The sequence below is a fragment of the Metabacillus malikii genome (genome assembly GCF_030813355.1).
Classification (GTDB): Bacteria; Bacillota; Bacilli; order Bacillales; family Bacillaceae; genus Metabacillus; species Metabacillus malikii.
In genome coordinates this window covers 76,707-95,048 of record NZ_JAUSUD010000004.1, presented here as the reverse complement: position 1 = coordinate 95,048, position 18,342 = coordinate 76,707, and the positions used below count along the sequence as shown (strand labels likewise).

Annotated in this window: 16 protein-coding genes; 13 read left to right on the top strand and 3 right to left on the bottom strand. The window is 33.8% G+C overall.

Features of this window, described 5'->3' with window-relative positions:
• Window positions 1-1,023 carry a GTP 3',8-cyclase MoaA gene (gene moaA / locus J2S19_RS05925; protein ID WP_307338667.1) on the bottom strand — a complete coding sequence of 341 codons (1,023 nt, stop codon included), beginning with the start codon at window positions 1,021-1,023 and terminating at the stop codon, window positions 1-3.
• Between the two features lie 603 nt (window positions 1,024-1,626).
• On the opposite strand from moaA, the gene J2S19_RS05920 reads away from it, so the two are divergent.
• The 8 genes from J2S19_RS05920 (at window position 1,627) to J2S19_RS05885 (ending at window position 10,169) form a co-directional block, all read left to right on the top strand.
• A complete protein-coding gene (locus J2S19_RS05920; RefSeq protein ID WP_307338664.1) occupies window positions 1,627-2,142 on the top strand; it encodes a VUT family protein in 516 nt (171 codons plus the stop codon).
• Window positions 2,143-3,050: 908 nt separating this feature from the next.
• A complete protein-coding gene (locus J2S19_RS05915) occupies window positions 3,051-4,763 on the top strand; it encodes a M56 family metallopeptidase (protein ID WP_307338661.1) in 1,713 nt (570 codons plus the stop codon).
• 210 nt (window positions 4,764-4,973) lie between these two features.
• Window positions 4,974-5,414 carry a DUF6376 family protein gene (locus J2S19_RS05910; RefSeq protein WP_307338658.1) on the top strand — a complete coding sequence of 147 codons (441 nt, stop codon included), beginning with the start codon at window positions 4,974-4,976 and terminating at the stop codon, window positions 5,412-5,414.
• A 472-nt stretch (window positions 5,415-5,886) separates the two neighbouring features.
• Window positions 5,887-7,125 (top strand): beta-ketoacyl-ACP synthase II, encoded by a 1,239-nt coding sequence (gene fabF, locus J2S19_RS05905; RefSeq protein WP_307338655.1) that lies wholly within the window; start codon window positions 5,887-5,889, stop codon window positions 7,123-7,125.
• 176 nt (window positions 7,126-7,301) lie between these two features.
• The gene (locus J2S19_RS05900; protein ID WP_307338653.1) at window positions 7,302-8,393 is read left to right on the top strand and encodes a PRK06851 family protein; all 1,092 of its coding nucleotides are present in this window, start codon (window positions 7,302-7,304) and stop codon (window positions 8,391-8,393) included.
• A 133-nt stretch (window positions 8,394-8,526) separates the two neighbouring features.
• Window positions 8,527-9,501: an aldo/keto reductase family protein gene (locus J2S19_RS05895; protein ID WP_307338650.1), complete on the top strand. Its 975-nt coding sequence runs from the start codon at window positions 8,527-8,529 to the stop codon at window positions 9,499-9,501.
• 93 nt (window positions 9,502-9,594) lie between these two features.
• Entirely contained in the window at window positions 9,595-9,867 is a 273-nt protein-coding gene (locus J2S19_RS05890; RefSeq protein WP_307338647.1) for a DUF1292 domain-containing protein, read from the top strand.
• Window positions 9,868-10,040: 173 nt separating this feature from the next.
• On the top strand, window positions 10,041-10,169 hold the full coding sequence (locus J2S19_RS05885) for a hypothetical protein (protein ID WP_307338645.1): 129 nt from the start codon (window positions 10,041-10,043) through the stop codon (window positions 10,167-10,169).
• Window positions 10,170-10,397: 228 nt separating this feature from the next.
• Here the strand turns inward: J2S19_RS05885 and J2S19_RS05880 are convergent, their stop codons facing one another.
• Window positions 10,398-11,246 carry an MBL fold metallo-hydrolase gene (locus J2S19_RS05880; RefSeq protein ID WP_307338642.1) on the bottom strand — a complete coding sequence of 283 codons (849 nt, stop codon included), beginning with the start codon at window positions 11,244-11,246 and terminating at the stop codon, window positions 10,398-10,400.
• A 280-nt stretch (window positions 11,247-11,526) separates the two neighbouring features.
• Window positions 11,527-12,216 carry an MgtC/SapB family protein gene (locus J2S19_RS05875; protein ID WP_307338639.1) on the bottom strand — a complete coding sequence of 230 codons (690 nt, stop codon included), beginning with the start codon at window positions 12,214-12,216 and terminating at the stop codon, window positions 11,527-11,529.
• A gap of 201 nt (window positions 12,217-12,417) precedes the next feature.
• Here J2S19_RS05875 and J2S19_RS05870 point away from each other — a divergent pair, with 201 nt between their 5' ends.
• The 5 genes from J2S19_RS05870 (at window position 12,418) to J2S19_RS05850 (ending at window position 17,879) form a co-directional block, all read left to right on the top strand.
• A complete protein-coding gene (locus tag J2S19_RS05870) occupies window positions 12,418-13,182 on the top strand; it encodes an exodeoxyribonuclease III (protein WP_307338636.1) in 765 nt (254 codons plus the stop codon).
• Window positions 13,183-13,374: 192 nt separating this feature from the next.
• The gene (locus tag J2S19_RS05865) at window positions 13,375-13,992 is read left to right on the top strand and encodes a branched-chain amino acid aminotransferase (RefSeq protein WP_307338633.1); all 618 of its coding nucleotides are present in this window, start codon (window positions 13,375-13,377) and stop codon (window positions 13,990-13,992) included.
• Window positions 13,993-14,075: 83 nt separating this feature from the next.
• Complete coding sequence (locus tag J2S19_RS05860) at window positions 14,076-15,212, top strand: M20 family metallopeptidase (protein ID WP_307338630.1); 1,137 nt, start codon at window positions 14,076-14,078, stop codon at window positions 15,210-15,212.
• A 184-nt stretch (window positions 15,213-15,396) separates the two neighbouring features.
• Complete coding sequence (locus J2S19_RS05855) at window positions 15,397-17,346, top strand: LysM peptidoglycan-binding domain-containing protein (RefSeq protein WP_307338626.1); 1,950 nt, start codon at window positions 15,397-15,399, stop codon at window positions 17,344-17,346.
• Between the two features lie 98 nt (window positions 17,347-17,444).
• A complete protein-coding gene (locus tag J2S19_RS05850) occupies window positions 17,445-17,879 on the top strand; it encodes a YueI family protein (RefSeq protein ID WP_307338623.1) in 435 nt (144 codons plus the stop codon).
• The last annotated feature ends 463 nt before the right edge of the window (window positions 17,880-18,342 follow it).

The window sequence follows — 18,342 nt, the reverse complement described above, 5'->3', positions numbered from 1 at the left end:
TTAACCCCCGATGTGTGACATTTCAATTTTCTTACGTACGGATTGAGTTTGATTATTTCTATCGACAGAATATTTATCTTTTCTTCCATTCCATATCTCGATGATTGCATGTTCTAAGTCAATGTCTGACTTATTAGTTCTCAGTAATTCCCGCAAATCATGCCCTTTTGAAGCAAATAAGCAGGTGTACAGTGTACCATTTGCTGCTAGTCGTGCGCGATTACACGATGAACAAAATGCATCCGATACAGAAGAAATAACGCCAATTTCTTTATCTGACCCAACATAACGATATCTAGTTGCAACTTCCCCTACATAATTAGGTTTAATAGGCTCAAGGGGCATGCGTTTATGGATTGTATCAATAATCTGCTTTTTTGAATATACGTCATCTAAATTCCAATTATTCGAATTTCCTACATCCATAAACTCTATAAATCGAATGATATGTCCACGCTTACGGAAGTATTGCGCCATAGGTAAAACTTCATGTTCGTTCATTCCTCGCTTTACGACCATATTTATTTTTATCCCCAGTCCAGCTTTTTCAGCTGCATCGATTCCATCTAAGACAGCACTTACCGAAACTCCTCGACCGTTGATTTTTCCAAATGTTTCATCTTCTAATGAATCGAGACTTATTGAAACTCTTTGTAAGCCGGCTTCCTTTAGCTCCTTCGCATATTGAGGTAATAGCACTCCGTTTGTTGTCATCGCAATATCGACCCCACCTTCAATCTGGCTCAAATGATGAATCAACGTCGCTAGATCTTTTCTCATCAAAGGCTCTCCACCAGTTATTCTTATTTTACGAACACCTAGTGATTGTATAAAAATCTTGCTTAAACGTTCAATTTCTTCATATGTTAACAATTCCGATTTCTTCAAAAAGGGGAAATCAGGGCCAAATATTTCTGCTGGCATACAGTATGTACAACGAAAATTACACTTATCAGTTACAGAAATTCGTAAATCTCGTAGGGGACGGTTAAAATAATCTTGGACTGTATAGTTTTGTGTCATTCCTATCACTCCCACTCTTATTGATTAGTTATCTAGTGGAATCAACTAATAAACTTGATGTAAGAATTTATAACATCAGTTGATTTATTATAACACACCTTAAAAAAGAACAACATTTCTTAGCTAACTATAAAAATGATTTATTACTTTATTTAACAACTTAGTCAAGCTTTGCTTAAATCGTGAAAAGTTCATGAAATTTAACCTTTTTAGTTTAAATTCTTATGATGCTTCGGTATAATTAATTTTTCTTGCATTGACTGTTGTCTTATTAACTTATTCATTAAACTGTTAGTCATGCTTTAAAATACTTACCTCAATTTGATAAGCACTTATTAAAGCAATTTGTTAATTGTTAATTATCAAAGCTACGCATACAGTGTTCTAGGCTTTGATAATCAACCAGCGGAGGCAGCTATTTCATTGGTGGCGGGGATTATGATTCCTTATGTAGGATATAGCCTAAGCTTTTTCGTGATATGGAATTCGAATGTTACTTGCTACAATCAACATTAGATGACAATTAGTAATAAAACAATGCAAAACAGTCAATTTAATAAACAGTGACAGATTTAATTCATTTACAGTAAAGGTGATTATGAAATGAGAATTATTTTTTACCTAACATCAATTGTATTAGCTAATGTTATTACTGCTGCGTTTCAACCATTAACACTATCAATATTTATCATACCAATGGGTACATTATTAATTGGAGCAACTTTCATTCTTCGAGACCTTGTTCAAAATAAATTTGGGAGAAAGAAAACGTACGGATTTATCGGGCTAGCTCTAATCTTGTCTGCAATAGTTTCTTTTTTATTAGGTGATACAATGGTAATTGTACTTGCTTCAGCTGTTTCTTTTTTAATATCAGAAACAACAGATACAGAAATTTATACAAGATTGAATTTACCGATGAGCTGGCGCGTATTTTACAGTGGCATAGTAGGGGGTCTACTGGACTCAGCTATTTTTGTGATTATCGGTCTTAGTCCAATTGGGGCAAACTTTTTATCATGGGAAGCTGTTCCTGCTGCAATAATAGGTCAAGTAATCGTCAAAACAATTATTCAAGCCATTGGCGCGTATATACTTTCGAGAGTAAAATCTTACTGAAATCGCTCCAGAATCAAGTTATTAAACATAGCTGATTTTGAAGCAATTTATTATCTTACTTAGTTGTTTTATATGGTCCATCTTAAAGAATAACTTTACAGTAAGTCCTATATATAGAGGGTGACAATGGTAATCTCTCATATTGATAAATAAAATGTTAAATTTCATTTATCTCGGATGTTTAAAGAGTTGAAGCATTTGAAGTCACCCTCATCATATTTATTCTTCGTCGTTAATCTCACCGTCTCCAATCTCGTCTTCGCCAGGCTCATCATCACAGCCTACAAATGCTGTTGCCAAAAATGAAGCTAATAATAGGATAAGTAGTTTCCTCAATTTTGTTCACCACCTAACATTTTTACTTTTTACGTATTGAAACGAAAAGAGTAATCAATTTATGTCTGATGAAACTTCTAATATTATGTGTAGTTTCCAATAAATTATTTCATTTTGTGGAGAATTTAAAAATGCAAAAAATTAGGGAATTCTCATATATTCTGTTACCATTTCATGTTAAAATATAATAGTCTATTTAAGATGCTTATTTAAATTTACGATTATAGAATGATTAATATAATTGCTGGGGGTACGTTATGGACGAAAGGGCAAAAAGATATATTGAACTATATGTTTATTTTTCAGAAGATTTAGGAAGATTCCTGACTAAAAAAGAACAAGATTTCTTGAAGTGGTTAGTGATTAAGGAATAATTAATTTCAATAATACATTTTAAATCATTCAATGTACTTAACTTAGTGAATGCAATGGAAGAACAATAGTAGAAATTAGCCAATTACATATTGCACAAAAAAGGTTAACCCATTGTAGTTAACCTTTTTACTATTCAACTTTATTTCAAAAAATACCTAATTGTTACATTAAATGAAATTATCCTAAGAGGTGAGCCTATGTTTGAAACATTTCTCAATTATTTAATCGTTATGATACTAGGTGTGATGCTTCATTATATTGGGATGCTATCGGGGCGAATAAATAAAAAACTAGGTTACTTTGTCGAAATCCTATGTGGGTTATTAACTATTTGTTATATTTTTTACGTGCATTCTTTTCCAGACGGCTTTACTTATTTTGGTTTATTAGCTTATTGTTATGCTAGTGCTATTGAGTTACGTCCTCACAAAACTTCATACAATAAAGTAAAAGAACAACTTATAGCTGCACAGGTAGAGGAGATGCAATTATTCCGTGACAAAAAAAGAGTAGTTATTGATGTATTAATCTTTTTTGTGACATTTGCCTTTGCGATTTTATTCCTAATCTACGGACCTAAAGAGAGTAGCATTCTTAAATATATCATTACTTTAGGATTTATTACCTTCTTTACAGAATTAGTAAAGAGAATTCATATTGCTAAAAATGTAAAATGTTATTACGACCATGATAATGCTGAAATTTTTATTCTGTCTAAATATGAATCTAGGAAAATACCTGTTATTGAATGTATAAATCTCCAGCTAGAAACATCAGTAGATATTTTAAAGCTTCATCCATTATTTACACTATTTACATCAAATGTTGACTTTACAACAAGTAATCGCGATGTATTGAAAATTGAAATGCCTGGCGAGACTTTATATCTGACACTCAATGATTCGAAAAAGTGGGTAGACATATTTAGTTTGTATATGAAAAACCAGCCTGCAGAAACAATGAACGTTTTGCCATTTTATCATAAAAAGAATATAAAGAGACTAATTGGCAAACTATATTTTGCCACTACTGTGAAAGGAGTATCTGCTTACAGTGCATTACTCTTAATTTTATATTTCTTACAAGTACCGACTTGGGGATTAGTGTTAGCTGGGATAAGCTACTGGATACTAAATATCATGATTTCAGATGTAGTGTTAAAAGTAGCGATGGATGCAAAGGCAATAACTAATCAAGAAATTATCTCTGTAGCAGATCCTATTTTTAAAAAAGCTGGCTTATCGAATGTCAAATTATATGAAACGGAATCATCCGATTATAATGGGTTAGCCACCGGAATGAATATTGGTCGGGGGATGATAACATTAACTAGTCAAACATTAAAGCTCCCACTTGATACAATTGAAGGAATCATCGCGCATGAATCGATCCATTTGAAGAAACGTGATATTATGTGGACACAAATCTGGAGAATATGTTTTTTACTCATTTTATTAGTAACTTTAATACCTATCATTCAGAACATAGATAATATTGAATCATTAAAGACTCCATTATTTCTCCTCATTTGGCTATTGATGATGATATTTCCAACCTATTTGTCTTTTGTTTCACAATGGATGGAAGTACGTGCTGACCATTTAGGGGGAGAATTGTTAAAAGGTGGCCATATCCAGATGGCAAATAGCCTGCGGACACTAACAATAGCTCAGGATAACGCTTTAAACAAATCGTTGGAATATCAAATGTTAAATGACAAAGATGAAAATGTATCATCATCATTGGAGAGAGAATCGTGGATACTTAGAATTATTTCCTTTCAGTTTATGCCACATCCGCCCATGTATTGGAGAGTCCAAACATTGCAAACGAATAAAGATGGGTGGGGCAAAGGTATTTTGAAACAATGGTTAAGGGATAGATGGAAAGAAACAGTTTCTAAGAAATAGTATTATAGGTGAAATATTCATTTAAGTTAGTATATAAAACGATTGTTGGATTATGTCCTGACTTATAAAAAGGTCATTTTCCTCCATAGTAAGCCAATATATGTTGAATTGTTAGGCCATATCATATTTGAAATAGAAAAAGGAAACCTTTTTAGTTTATAAACGTATTACATAACAACAAGAATAAAAAATACTTAAGAGGAGCTATACATGAAAAAACTAATATTAATCAGTTCAATCGTTTCAATGATAATGTTGTTGTCAGCCTGTTCTTTTTTGGATGAGGTGAATCAATCAATTGATTATGTTCAAGAAGCACAATCATACCTTACAGAACTAAGTGAATTTTCTGAAGAACTACCACAAATGGTTGAAGATTTAAAAAATAATAGCGTTTCTTTAGAGCAACTAGAAGAACAATTAATAACTTTAAAAGAAGAAATTGCACAATTTAATGAGATAAATGCCCCTGCAATAGCTGAAGAAGTTCACCAAGAGATATTAAATACAAATGAAGTATTACTAGAAGAGGTAAATAATATGTTAGAAACAGGTGAATATTCATTAGAACAAATAGAAAATAGTGAATTATTAAATACTGTAAATGAAGTATCTTCCTTATTAAATAGTGTAGAAAACCTGAATCAATAAAAGAGCTACTATATGTGGCTCTTTTTTTAAAACTTATCTAGAAATTTGTTGGTAATTGTGTATTATATGTCATTCGTTGATTTGAGGGCAAGTCAAAATTTCGCAGGAAATATAATGCGGTTACTCTCCATCACACCAACCAAAGTTACGATGCTTAAATTAGTCACTTTGTTTAATAGTAAATATTAATAGGAGAGCATCATCCAATAATAAAAATAATATAATTTTATGAGCCAATTGCTTATATTTCATTTTTAATTTTGGTAAAATCTAGTCATGTCGTTATTTTAACCAATCCAAATAAAAAATCAACCTGGTACTGTTGAAAACAACAAGTTGAGTTGAAATTCTTACAAAAGCAGAACATAGCTTAATAGATCCCCATATTACCTGGGAGTATTTCGCAAGCTCTTTCTAATCGTCATAAAAATGTTTTATGATTAATTTCTACTAAGTAATAGGAGGAACAAACATGAAAAAAAGAGTCGTTGTTACTGGAATTGGTGCTGTTACACCGTTAGGAAATGATATTTCAACTACTTGGAAACGGATAAAAAAGGGTGAAAGTGGTATAGCACCACTTACAAGGGTAGATGCAGAAAAGTTCAATGTCAAAGTGGCTGGAGAAGTAAAGGACTTTAAACCTGATGATTATATAGATAGCAAAGAAGCCCGAAGAATGGCAAGGTTTACTCATTTTGCAATTGCAGCAAGTAAAATGGCTATTCAAGATGGAAAGATTAACATCGGAGAGAATGTGAATCCAGAACGAGTGGGTGTCTGGATTGGCTCAGGCATCGGTGGCCTTGATGCTTTTGAAGAGCAACATAAACGTTATTTAGATAAAGGACCTAGAAGAGTAAGTCCATTTATCATCCCAATGTTTATACCAGATATGGCATCAGGTCGCGTATCAATTGAAATTGGTGCAAAAGGTATAAACAATTGTTCTGTAACAGCATGCGCATCAGGTGCAAATTCAATCGGTGATGCATTCCGAGTGATTCAAAATGGTGATGCTGATATGATGGTAACAGGTGGTGCTGAAGCCTCAATTACTGAAATGACGATTGCAGGTTTTTCAAATATGACAGCTTTAAGTACAAATCCTGACCCAAAAACAGCCAGCCGTCCATTTGATAGAAATCGTGATGGCTTTGTCATTGCAGAGGGAGCTGGCGTTCTTATCCTTGAGGAATTAGACCATGCAATTGCACGTGGTGCAAAGATATATGGTGAATTGATTGGTTATGGTGCAACAGGCGATGCATTCCATATTACAACACCAGCTCCAGATGGAGAAGGTGCGCAAAGAGCGATGAAGCAAGCATTAAAAGATGCTAGTATTCAACCTGAAGACATTCAATATATTAATGCCCATGGAACGAGTACACACTATAATGATTTATATGAAACAATAGCGATTAAAGAGGTATTTGGCAAGCATTCACAACAACTGTTAATTAGTTCTACCAAGTCGATGACTGGTCATCTCTTAGGTGCAACAGGGGCTGTCGAAGCAATCTTCTCACTGTTAACAATTAAAGACAGCATCGTACCTCCAACAACCAATTATGAATCTCCAGACGAAGAACTAGATTTAGATTATGTACCAAATGTGGCAAGACCTGCGGAAGTCCAAGTTGTGTTATCAAACTCGTTAGGATTTGGTGGCCATAATGCAACGCTCATTTTCAAAAAATATACATAAGATTTTCGGAGGCTCAAATGCCTCCTTTTTTATTAATTGATTTGGTACTCAATCTCCTCCTACAACTATTAAGATAAAAAAGTATCAATTTCTAAATTGAGCTTGAATAGGCATTCACCCTTAAATAGGTCGAAACATATTATATGAAAGAGAAAAGCTCTGAAAGGGTGAAAAAGATGTCAACAACAATCCGCCACTATTATGCAGGTGGGAACACAGCAAAAGGGTTTTATAGTTTATATGATTGTGCGTTAGAAGGTTTAGAGCGTGTTTATATATTAAAGGGTGGTCCAGGTACAGGAAAATCATCCTTAATGAATAAAATAGGTCAAATCATGGAGTCAAAAGGGATTGACCTTGAATATTTACATTGTTCTTCTGACAATAATTCAATCGATGGAATCATTTTGCCTTCATATAAAATAGGAATTGTTGACGGTACTGCACCGCATGTAATAGAACCAAAGGCTCCTGGTGTCATCGAAGAGTATATTAATTTAGGTGTTGCATGGAATTCAGCTAAATTACGTGAGTATAAGCAAGAAATTCTTTTATTAAACGAAAAAATTTCTGCTACTTTTAATAAAGCTTACGATACGTTTGCAAGTGCATTACGTGCACACGACGAAATTGAAGAAATTTATATATCAAACATGAACTTTACTGAGGCTAATAAACTTACTGATGAGTTAATAGATAAGATTTTTAAAAACGGTTATCAAAATAAACAACCAACAATTAAACATCGTTTCCTGGGTGCAGCTACACCTAATGGAGCAGTTGACTTTATCCAAAACTTAACAGCTGATGTCCCTAAAAGATACTTCATTAAAGGAAGAGCCGGTTCTGGTAAATCAACAATGCTAAAAAAAATCGTTTCAGATGGTGAATCCAGAGGATTTGATGTGGAGGTTTACCATTGTGGTTTCGACCCAAATAGTTTAGATATGGTCATTATTCGTGAGCTAGGTATAGCAATTTTCGATAGTACAGCTCCACATGAGTATTTTCCAGATCGGGAGTCAGATGAAATAGTTGATATGTATGAAAGATGTATCGCCCCAAACACTGATGAAAAATATCAAGATGAAATTAAGCGAACCACAAAAGCATATAAGGATAAAATGAAAGAAGCGATATCCTATTTAGCAGAAGCGAAAGAGTTAAGAGACCAGTTGGAGGCATATTATATCGATGCAATGGATTTTTCAAAGGTGGAAGAAATTCAACAATTAATTATTCAAGAAATAGAGGATCTTGTAAAATAAAGGAGAAAAGAAGAGTGACTGGCAGGCTTTTTAATGACCAGTCACTTTTCTAACTTCTTACGTGCTACATATTGATTATTAGTATAGAATAGAAAGATGTATAGCCACAATATAAAAAGGTTAGGTGATAAAGATGCAATACCGTCGAGTTGGGAGCAGCGGATTAAAGGTTAGTGCTATTGGATTAGGTAGTTGGTTGACATATGGTACAGCACAAGAACAAAAGGCAGCAAATGCATGTATACAGAAAGCTTTTGAAAGCGGTATTAATTTTTTCGATACAGCAAATGCCTATAACAGAGGTGCTGGAGAAGAAGCAATCGGGCTCGCATTAAAGCCATATGATCGAACAAGTTATGTACTTTCTACTAAAGTGTTTTTTCCGATGGGAGATGGTCCAAATGACCGCGGACTATCGAGGAAACATATTATGGAACAATGTGAGGCAAGCTTAAGAAGATTAGGTGTAGATTATATCGACCTTTATTATTGCCATCGCTATGATGAAGAAACACCAACAGAAGAAACATTAAGAGCATTTGATGATTTAATAACGCAAGGGAAAATTTTATATGGAGGTATTAGCGAATGGAGCGCAGCGCAAATCAATGAAGCTGCAGCAACTCAAGAAAAATATAACTTACATAAGATAATCTCAAATCAACCAATCTATAATATGTTTGAACGATATATTGAAGATGAAGTCGTGCCGGTTAGTGAACAAGCAGGGATTGGACAAATTGTCTTTTCTCCACTTGCTCAAGGTATCTTAACAGGTAAATATAAGCCAGGTGCACAGTTACCACAAGGGAGTCGTGCAGCCAATCAAGAAGTAAATGGTATAATAAATAGCTATCTCAAAGAGGATGTATTAAAATGTGTACAACAATTAAATGATTTAGCGAATAAACTCGACTTATCATTGGCTCAACTTTCGTTAGCATGGGTATTACGATTACCAAATGTTAGTTCTGCCCTCATCGGTGCAAGTAAACCAGAACAAATTGAAGAAAACATTCGTGCAGTTGATGTTGTGTTATCTCAGGAAGTAATTGAAGAAATTGAACAAATTCTTGACAGCGTAAAAGGATTTGCACCTTTAAGATAAAGTTATCATCTATTTGTTCATGCTGTATGATTTATGCAATTATTGACAAACTAATTATGTTTGTCCGATACATAACGGAAGGAGTGTTTTTACATGGAAAAGATTGAAGTCGGTGAAGTATTCACAATTACCGGAGAAGATAATGAAGAAAATGATGTTGAGGTTTTAGCTGTTATAACATTAGAAGCAAATGATTATGTTGCTGTCGGCTTTGTAGATGACATACTCGAAGAATCTGAAGAAGAAATAGATGTATTCTTTCTAAAAGTTGACGATGACGGAGATTTCTCTCCAATCGAGAGTGACGAAGAATTCGAAAAAGTATCAAATGCTTTTGAAGATATAATGGAAGCAGAAGAAGATTAAATCGTATATATGTCGTAAGACTATTTACGAGGAATGGTTATATAGTTATCATTTTGAAATGAAGGCTGGGACATAACAAAAATAACCTAGTTAAATACGAACATAGTTTTTAGGGGTTCAATGTTCAAATTCTGTAAAGGTTGATTGGAGCTGACCTGAGAGACTCCTGCGGGATGCGTGGGAGAGGCGAGACCCCACATGAGTTTACTCCGAGGAGTTCGAAAAGTGTAGGCGGCTTGCCCATCGACGTACAAACTGGAGGGGCATCGACTAAAGATTTAGGAATCACGGTGAGTCCTTAGACGAATCGATGATGACTTATCGTAGGGAGGTGACCTGAAGTTTGTTAACAGGTAGCCGCCGAAGCTAGACAGGCTCACCACCCACTAAGCGGAAAGCGAGTACTCATGCTGCAATCAACCAGAACGTCAACCCTGCAAAAACAACACGAAGGTTGTATTGAAATCTCATCTAATAGTTCGTATTTTTCTTGTCTTTAAAACCTTTTGTCTCAGCCTCTTTTAGTTTTATCAGCACTTTAATCGTTCAACATGTTTACGTATACCAATTCTTTCCCATGTCTGATATATATGATTCTCAAGTGCCTTTTTAGGGTAAAAGATACCAATTTCTGCGATTTCATCAAAAGTTAGACCTTGTTTTATATAAGCACGTATTCGTTCGTCACGTTCATAAATAATTGATAAGAACTTTTTCATTTCCTTTGCAAATTCATCTCTTTTAAAAATCCCTTTCTGATGTCCTGTAATATACATTTCAGCATCAAGCAATAATAATTGCTCACCAGATTTTATAAAGTCATTAATATTACCGTCCGACCCATTATACCAAGGTCCAAATGACGTCATATCATAATCACCTGTATAGACAACCCCTAAATCAGGGAAAAATGGGCAACAAAAACCTTTCGTATGTCCTGGCGTATGGATAAATGTAATTTGTACATTTCCATAAGAATGAACATTGTTGTATTCGTACGTACCATTGATCTCTTGTAGGCCATGTAACCAATCTAAAGGTATACTCTTTTTCCAACGCTCGATACCTTTTTCTCCCCATTCTTCATATACACCATTTTGTTTTGCTATGCCCTCAACCGTTTGACAAAACTCGTACTCTACTGGATTCATTAATTTCTTAGCATTTGGAAAAAGAAAATTATATCTCGTATGATCCGGGTGATAATGAGTGTTACAAATGGTATTAATGCCATATTGCCTATCTACATCGATTAGTAGTTCTCGTTCTGCCCCAGCATCAATTAACAAGTGGTCAGTCTCAATAAATATACTCCTTGAATAAGGTACTTTGCTATTATGTTTACCTTCAATAATAGTCAATGGACCAATTTTCTTCATTTTACCACCCCAAAAGTTACAAACATGAATGAATACTCATTCATTATATCATATTGGCTCATCATTATGGAATGCAGATTTCTAACATATGCTTTCGTACAATCTTCTAAAGAAATGTTTTTCAAATTAGATAATCTTCAGAAATATAAGGCCTCGCGGTGCGACTCTTATTCACTTTATTGATAGGGGATCCTTATCAGTTAATTTAACTAAAGCACATATAAATAGTCAATTTCATGAGGTCAACAAAATCAAAGAAATAGGCATAAATGGAATCTCATTATAAAGATTCCATTTCAACATTAATAACATGGTCAATTTGTTTTAACGTATAGTAAACATCTGTAACATAAATATTTTCATTAACTAATAAAATTAAATCTAATTGCTGTAATTCTCCATTTTTAATGTCTTTAACTCTAACTTTTCTCGCTTTCATCTTATGATTTTTTAATTCCTTTAAAATATTAGTTAGTTTATCCTCTGCATTTACGATAACTTTCACCTTTAATTCCCGTTCACGTAATGACTTTGGTCCAATATATTTAAATATAAATGGAATTAATTCAACACTGAATATAAGGAGGAAAGTAGCAACCGTTGCTTCAAACCAAAATCCAGCCCCACAAGCTATGCCTATTCCACCTGCCCCCCAGACCATAGCTGCGGTTGTGAGGCCAGATATCATGTCATTATTTCTTCTGAGGATAACGCCTGCCCCAAGGAAGCCGATCCCTGATACAATTTGGGCTGCCAGTCTAAGCGGATCCATAGGTCGGATGTATGCTTCTGCAAATTTTTCAGATGCTTCAATCGAAACAGTTGTCAGTAAGCAACTTACAATCCCAATGACTAAACACGTTTTTAAGCCTAACGGTTTTTTCTTTAATTGTCTTTCAATCCCGATAATGATGGATAGTATAGTTGCCATTCCGAGATTAAAAATAAATGTATTTGGTTGCAGTAACATGATGTTTTAACTCCTAACGTATATATTCATTCATAGTTTACCAAAGATTATATATATTATCATGTATAACCATTTTATGATAACAAAGAACAATAATTGAGGAGTTTTATCACTTCGATTTTTTATTTATGGTATTCTAATTAGTATGACTAAAATAGATTTTTAGATTAATAGATTTTTTCATAGCAAGGAGATACAAAAATGAAGTTCGTTTCGTGGAATGTGAATGGGATTAGAGCATGTGTAAAAAAGGGTTTTTTAGATTATTTTTATGAGGTCGATGCAGATTTCTTCTGTATTCAAGAGTCAAAACTGCAAGAAGGCCAAATTGAATTAGATTTAGATGGTTATGACCAATATTGGAATTATGCTTTGCGTAAAGGTTATTCAGGTACGGCGATTTTCACTAAACATAAACCTTTAACAGTCTCCTATGGTATCGGTGACAATGACAGTGAAGAGGAAGGGCGAATCATTACATTAGAATATAAAAATTATTATGTTGTGACAGTATATACTCCTAACTCGAAAAGGGATTTAACAAGATTATCTGAAAGACTTCAATGGGAAGATACTATCCAAAAATATTTGCTAGATTTAAAGGCTAAAAAATCTGTCATTTATTGTGGTGATTTAAATGTTGCCCATCAAGAAATCGACTTGAAAAATGCACGATCAAATAGAGGGAATTCGGGTTTTACAGACGAAGAGCGTGAGAAAATGACAACTCTATTAAAGTCAGGGTTTGTTGATAGTTTCCGTTACCTTTATCCTGAAAAAGAGGATATGTTCACTTGGTGGAGTTACATGAGTAAAGTAAGGGAAAGAAATATAGGGTGGCGTATAGACTATTTTCTAGTTTCAGAAGAATTAGCACCAAGAATATCAGAAGCTTCTATACACACAAAAATCATGGGTAGTGACCATTGTCCTGTAATATTAGAATTAGAGCTTGAAACGGAATAGATTAAATAAGAAGTGTTAAGTTTTAAAAGTATTAATTTCCCGATGAAAGTGAGTATTGAAAATAGCAACAGTATCAATAACAGTAAAGTATAAGTTTGACTTACACCTTCGAATAAGAAGACACTATTTTGTGTGTTCATTCGATAAATTGGTATACTAATTAATAAAAGTTACTATTGGAGGACATAGACATTGTCATTAAAGGAATTTGAGACCTATATTAAAACCACTTTTAATCAACAAAAATCAGCTACCGTAAATATTAAGCTTCCACTTTCACAAAGTGAAATAGATTATATTCAAAAGTATGAAATCATACCAATAGATAATATTACGATTGAGAATAGCGTTCAGCATCGCTTTATGGATGCTTATATTGAACGTGGACATAAAGAAACAGAAGAGGAAATCGGACAAGAAACAATTGAGTTTTTAGATAAACCGTTAGAGTTTTTAATAATCAATATTGAAGAGTTTATCTATATAGAAACAATATGGTTTAAAAATCTAGGTATTGACGCAATTTCACTTGAGTTAGATGATGTGTTTAAAACATATGATGTCATGTTAGGATTAAAACAACCAAAGAAAAAGGAAAAGCAAATAAAACAATATTTAAATGAACAAATGTCAGTATCACCTACGACCTTCGATTTGCTCTTTAATCAAAATGAAGGTATTTGGGAAATAAACCTTACTTTAAATGATATTTACAATTTTAAATCAGACTTTACAATAGGTGAAGCTTACTTATTCATTTACGAATTTTTATTTAATTTAGCCGTAATAATCGAGGAAGAAAACAATTAAGGTTATCTATGGCTTTCAAATCCTTTGTTATGACAAGGATGCAAACCCTGTTTGAATGAAGATAGAAAGTAGGAACAAGCTACATGGAAACCTTTTTACACAAGCATCAAGGGGAAATGCTACAATTAGTTGAAAAACTCGTTAATATCGACAGTGGTTCAACTAATAAGCATGGTGTTGATAAGATTGGTACTTTTCTAGAAACATGTTTTCAAGATTTAGGTTTTACTGTTTCTGTGGCAAAAGAAATGGAACTTGGTAATCATCTGATTATACAGCACAAAGATATAGAGAAACCTGAAATTATAATACTTGCCCATCTCGATACGGTTTTTCCAATAGGAACAGCAAAAGAAAGACCCTTCCGAATTGAAGGTAACCGTGCATACGGGCCTGGCGTCATTGATATGAAATCAAGCCTTGTTTCAGTTTTATATGCGATAAAAGCTTTAATTTATGAGAACTTTGATAGTTACAAACATCTAAAAATCATTCTAAATAGTGATGAAGAAATCGGCTCACCTTCATCAAGAAAGATTATAGAAAGAGAAGCGCAGGGATGCAAATTCGCTCTTGTTATGGAGCCAGCTAGAAAAGATGGTTCAGTTGTAACCGCAAGAAGAGGTAAAGGAAATTACACATTAATTGTCGAAGGCAAAGCGGCACATTCAGGTATTGAGCCTGAAAAAGGACGTAGTGCAATCGAAGAACTTGCTCATAAAATTATACAGCTACATGAATTAAATGATTATAAAACTGGAATAAGTGTAAATGTAGGACTAATTGAAGGCGGTTCTAGTATTAATACGATATCAGATCATGCAGAAGCTCACATCGATGTACGCATAAAAAAAGAAGAGCAAATTAACATTGTAGAGGGTAAATTAGAAGAAATATGTTCAACTTCCGATGTAATCGGTACAAAAGTTTCTATAGAAGGTGAAATTAATCGTCCACCTATGGTAAAAAACAAACAAACTCGTGCACTTTTACGTATTATCCAAGATGTAGGGGATGAAATTGGCATTATCATTGAAGACACAGAAACAGGTGGTGGTTCTGACGCGTCTTTTACATCTTCATTAGGAATAGCGACTATCGACGGGTTAGGTCCTATTGGCGGAAATGCTCACAGTGAAAAAGAATATTTAGAAGTACCTAGTCTTGTCGAACGTACACTCCTACTAGCAACTCTAATCGAGCGACTTGCAAACAAATAATATTTTTAGCTGCAACACCCAAAAAGACGGGTATTGCAGCTTTTTTCCTTCTCCTTTACATAATCTTATAATATTGGTAAACCGTAGTTTGATTTAGACTTTACCTAGAAAATAACTAGCATTGTTTTTATTATTTTGTTAAATGCTATATGTAGTGTATGACAGGTAAAAAGGAGAATGAACATTGGAGTATTTTAAAAAGATTGTATTAAAAAAAGATACATCCGACCCGAATCAATACTTTCTAGAGATCCATCTTGATGAATTATATACTGAATTTGCAGCAGAATTAGGCGAATCACCTGAACGAAAAATGGACTTGCTGCAAACAGCCAAGCATGTAATAAATAGACAATATCCACATTTAAAAGTAAATTTTGCGAAAGTTCTCCTTGGTGGGATAGTTATATCAACCTTTTCATTAGTTGGGCATACTGATAGTGCTAAAGCAGCAGAGCTACCAAAGAGCGAAATTCAATCTGCAATGATTTATTATGAAGTTACAAGTGGTGATACTTTATGGAAGATTTCACAAAAATTCAATACAACCGTCGATAATATTAAAAGAGCAAATCATCTATCTTCAGACACTTTAAAAGTAAATCAAGAACTTATTATTCCAAAAGCGATCCATACGGTCGTAGCAGGCGATTACTTAACAGTGCTTGCAAAAAAATATAGTACAACTGTAGACGCCATTAAGCAAGCTAATAAGCTAACTAACGACCAAACATATTTGGGGCAGCAATTAATTATCCCGCTACTAATAACAAATGAAAATACAAATGCGACTAGCAATACATTGGATAATCAATATACTGTAGCTGCCGGTGACAGCTTATCAGTTATTGCAAAGCGCTTTAATATCTCTGTTGACCAACTACGGACCTTGAATCAACTAACTAGTGACACTCTGCGAATTGGGCAAGTACTCACTATACCTGTAGCTCATGCACCTACTACTGAACCAATAAAAGAAGAGACTGAACCTAATGTTTCCGTTGCTACTTACACCGTTGTCGCTGGTGATAGTTTATCCGTTATCGCAAAGCGCTATAGTGTTTCTGTTGACCAGCTACGGGCAGTAAATCAACTAACAAGCGACATTCTTAAAATAGGACAAGTACTTACTATACCTGAAGCTCATTCACCTACTACTGAACCAATAAGAGAAGAAGAAACTGAAACTAATGTTTCTACTTACACCGTTGTTGCTGGTGACAGTTTATGGTCAATTGCACAAAACAACGGTACAACTGTAGATCAAATACGTACTGTAAATAATCTAACATCTACTTCTCTACAGATAGGACAAAAATTAATCATTCCATCAGGAGAACAAAAGATAGAAAATAAACAAATAGAAAGAGAAACATTTGTTTATTCAATACAACCAGGTGATAGTTTGAGTGGATTAGCGAAGCGATTTGATGTAACCATTGATAGTATTCGTATGGCTAACCGTTTATCATCTGATCAATTATTTGTTGGTCAAGCACTGACTATACCAGACGGACTAAACAAACCCTCTACATTAGGTACTAACACGGTTACATTTATTACACATACCGTTGCATCGGGTGATACAATTTGGGATTTAAGCATAAAATACGGTATTCCACAAACTGAATTACTGAGAACAAATAATTTATCACTAAATAGTCGATTAACAATCGGACAAAAGCTACAAATACCCGTTCATAATATCGCAACAAAAGAAGTCGTTAGCGCTAAACACGGTGAATATTTAGATTGGTGGACAGAAGCACAGTATATTTTCACAATTGGTAAAACAGCAAAAGTGACAGACTTTTCAACAGGAAAAAGTTTTTACATCCAGCGAACGGTTGGAGCAAATCATGCAGATTCTGAAACACTAACGTCAAAAGATACGGAGATAGCAAAATCAATTTGGGGCGGCTTTTCCTGGACACCTAGAGCAGTTATTCTAGAAATTGATGGACGAAAAATTGCCGCAAGCATGAGCTTTATGCCACATGAACGAGAGTATATTAAAGATAACGGAATAACCGGTCATTTTGATGTATATTTTGCTAATAGTACAAGACATGTTGATGGTAAAGCAGATTCCTCTCATCAAACACAGGTAGAAAAAGCAGCAGGTCAACGATAATGCTAGTCAAGGTCAGATGAAAATGGTCTGACCTAGCAATTTTTTATCGGTATAAAAAATCTGGTTATTTATTCTATTACGAAATGGAGGCTACTTAAATGAGCGACAAACTAGATGAATATGTACAACAAGGAATACACGGTGTACGTGAAATTAATCCTGATGAAAGACGTTTATATTTAGGAACCTTAAGAGAAAGGGTTATCGTTGTCCTAACAAAAGAACAAGTGCGTGAAAAGGGTACATACATAGAAATAGAAAAGCGAATGAAAGAAAGTAAGGATGCGACATTATATTTAAATGGTAATATGAATTACCAATATTTATCTGATTATATAAAATTAGCGAATAAATTAAACATAAAATACACGATTTCTACCAATAAAGAATATAATTCAAAATATGGACTGGTGTTAGCTGAACAGGAAGCAATTAATACAGATAATATTACAATTTCTAAAGGAAACAATTCACAAATAGAGGGAAAGAAAGCGGAAAGTGGTCTGAAAAGATTGCTTAAAAAATTACTATAAAAACTTCTTAATACCGTTATTATTCTACAAACTGACATTTCTCAATACTACCATAGACAATATCCCTAACTTATACAAACTTCCCTCATAAATTTGTACATATAAGAATATAGTACGTGGTGAGCTAAAATAAGTTTGTTATCGATAAACAAAACTTTTACATATGTTAAAAGTGCAAGATTCTACTTGTCTTTCTCTATAATTGTAATGATTTTATTATTAAAATGTAATATTATTCATTCATAAGTGTGTTACCAATTAAATAAAATGAATTAGGAGCAATCGAATAATCAATTGAAGCTAATTCACTTTCGTTACTCTCACTTGCTGCTCGCTCCATAATTTTAGCAGGAGGGAACTTCATGAAATGTAAAAGCTGTAATGGAACTAGATTTGAGAACTGTCAAAATTGTTCAGGAGAAGGTTTTAGTTATGGTAATCTAAAATGTGATTCTTGTGATGG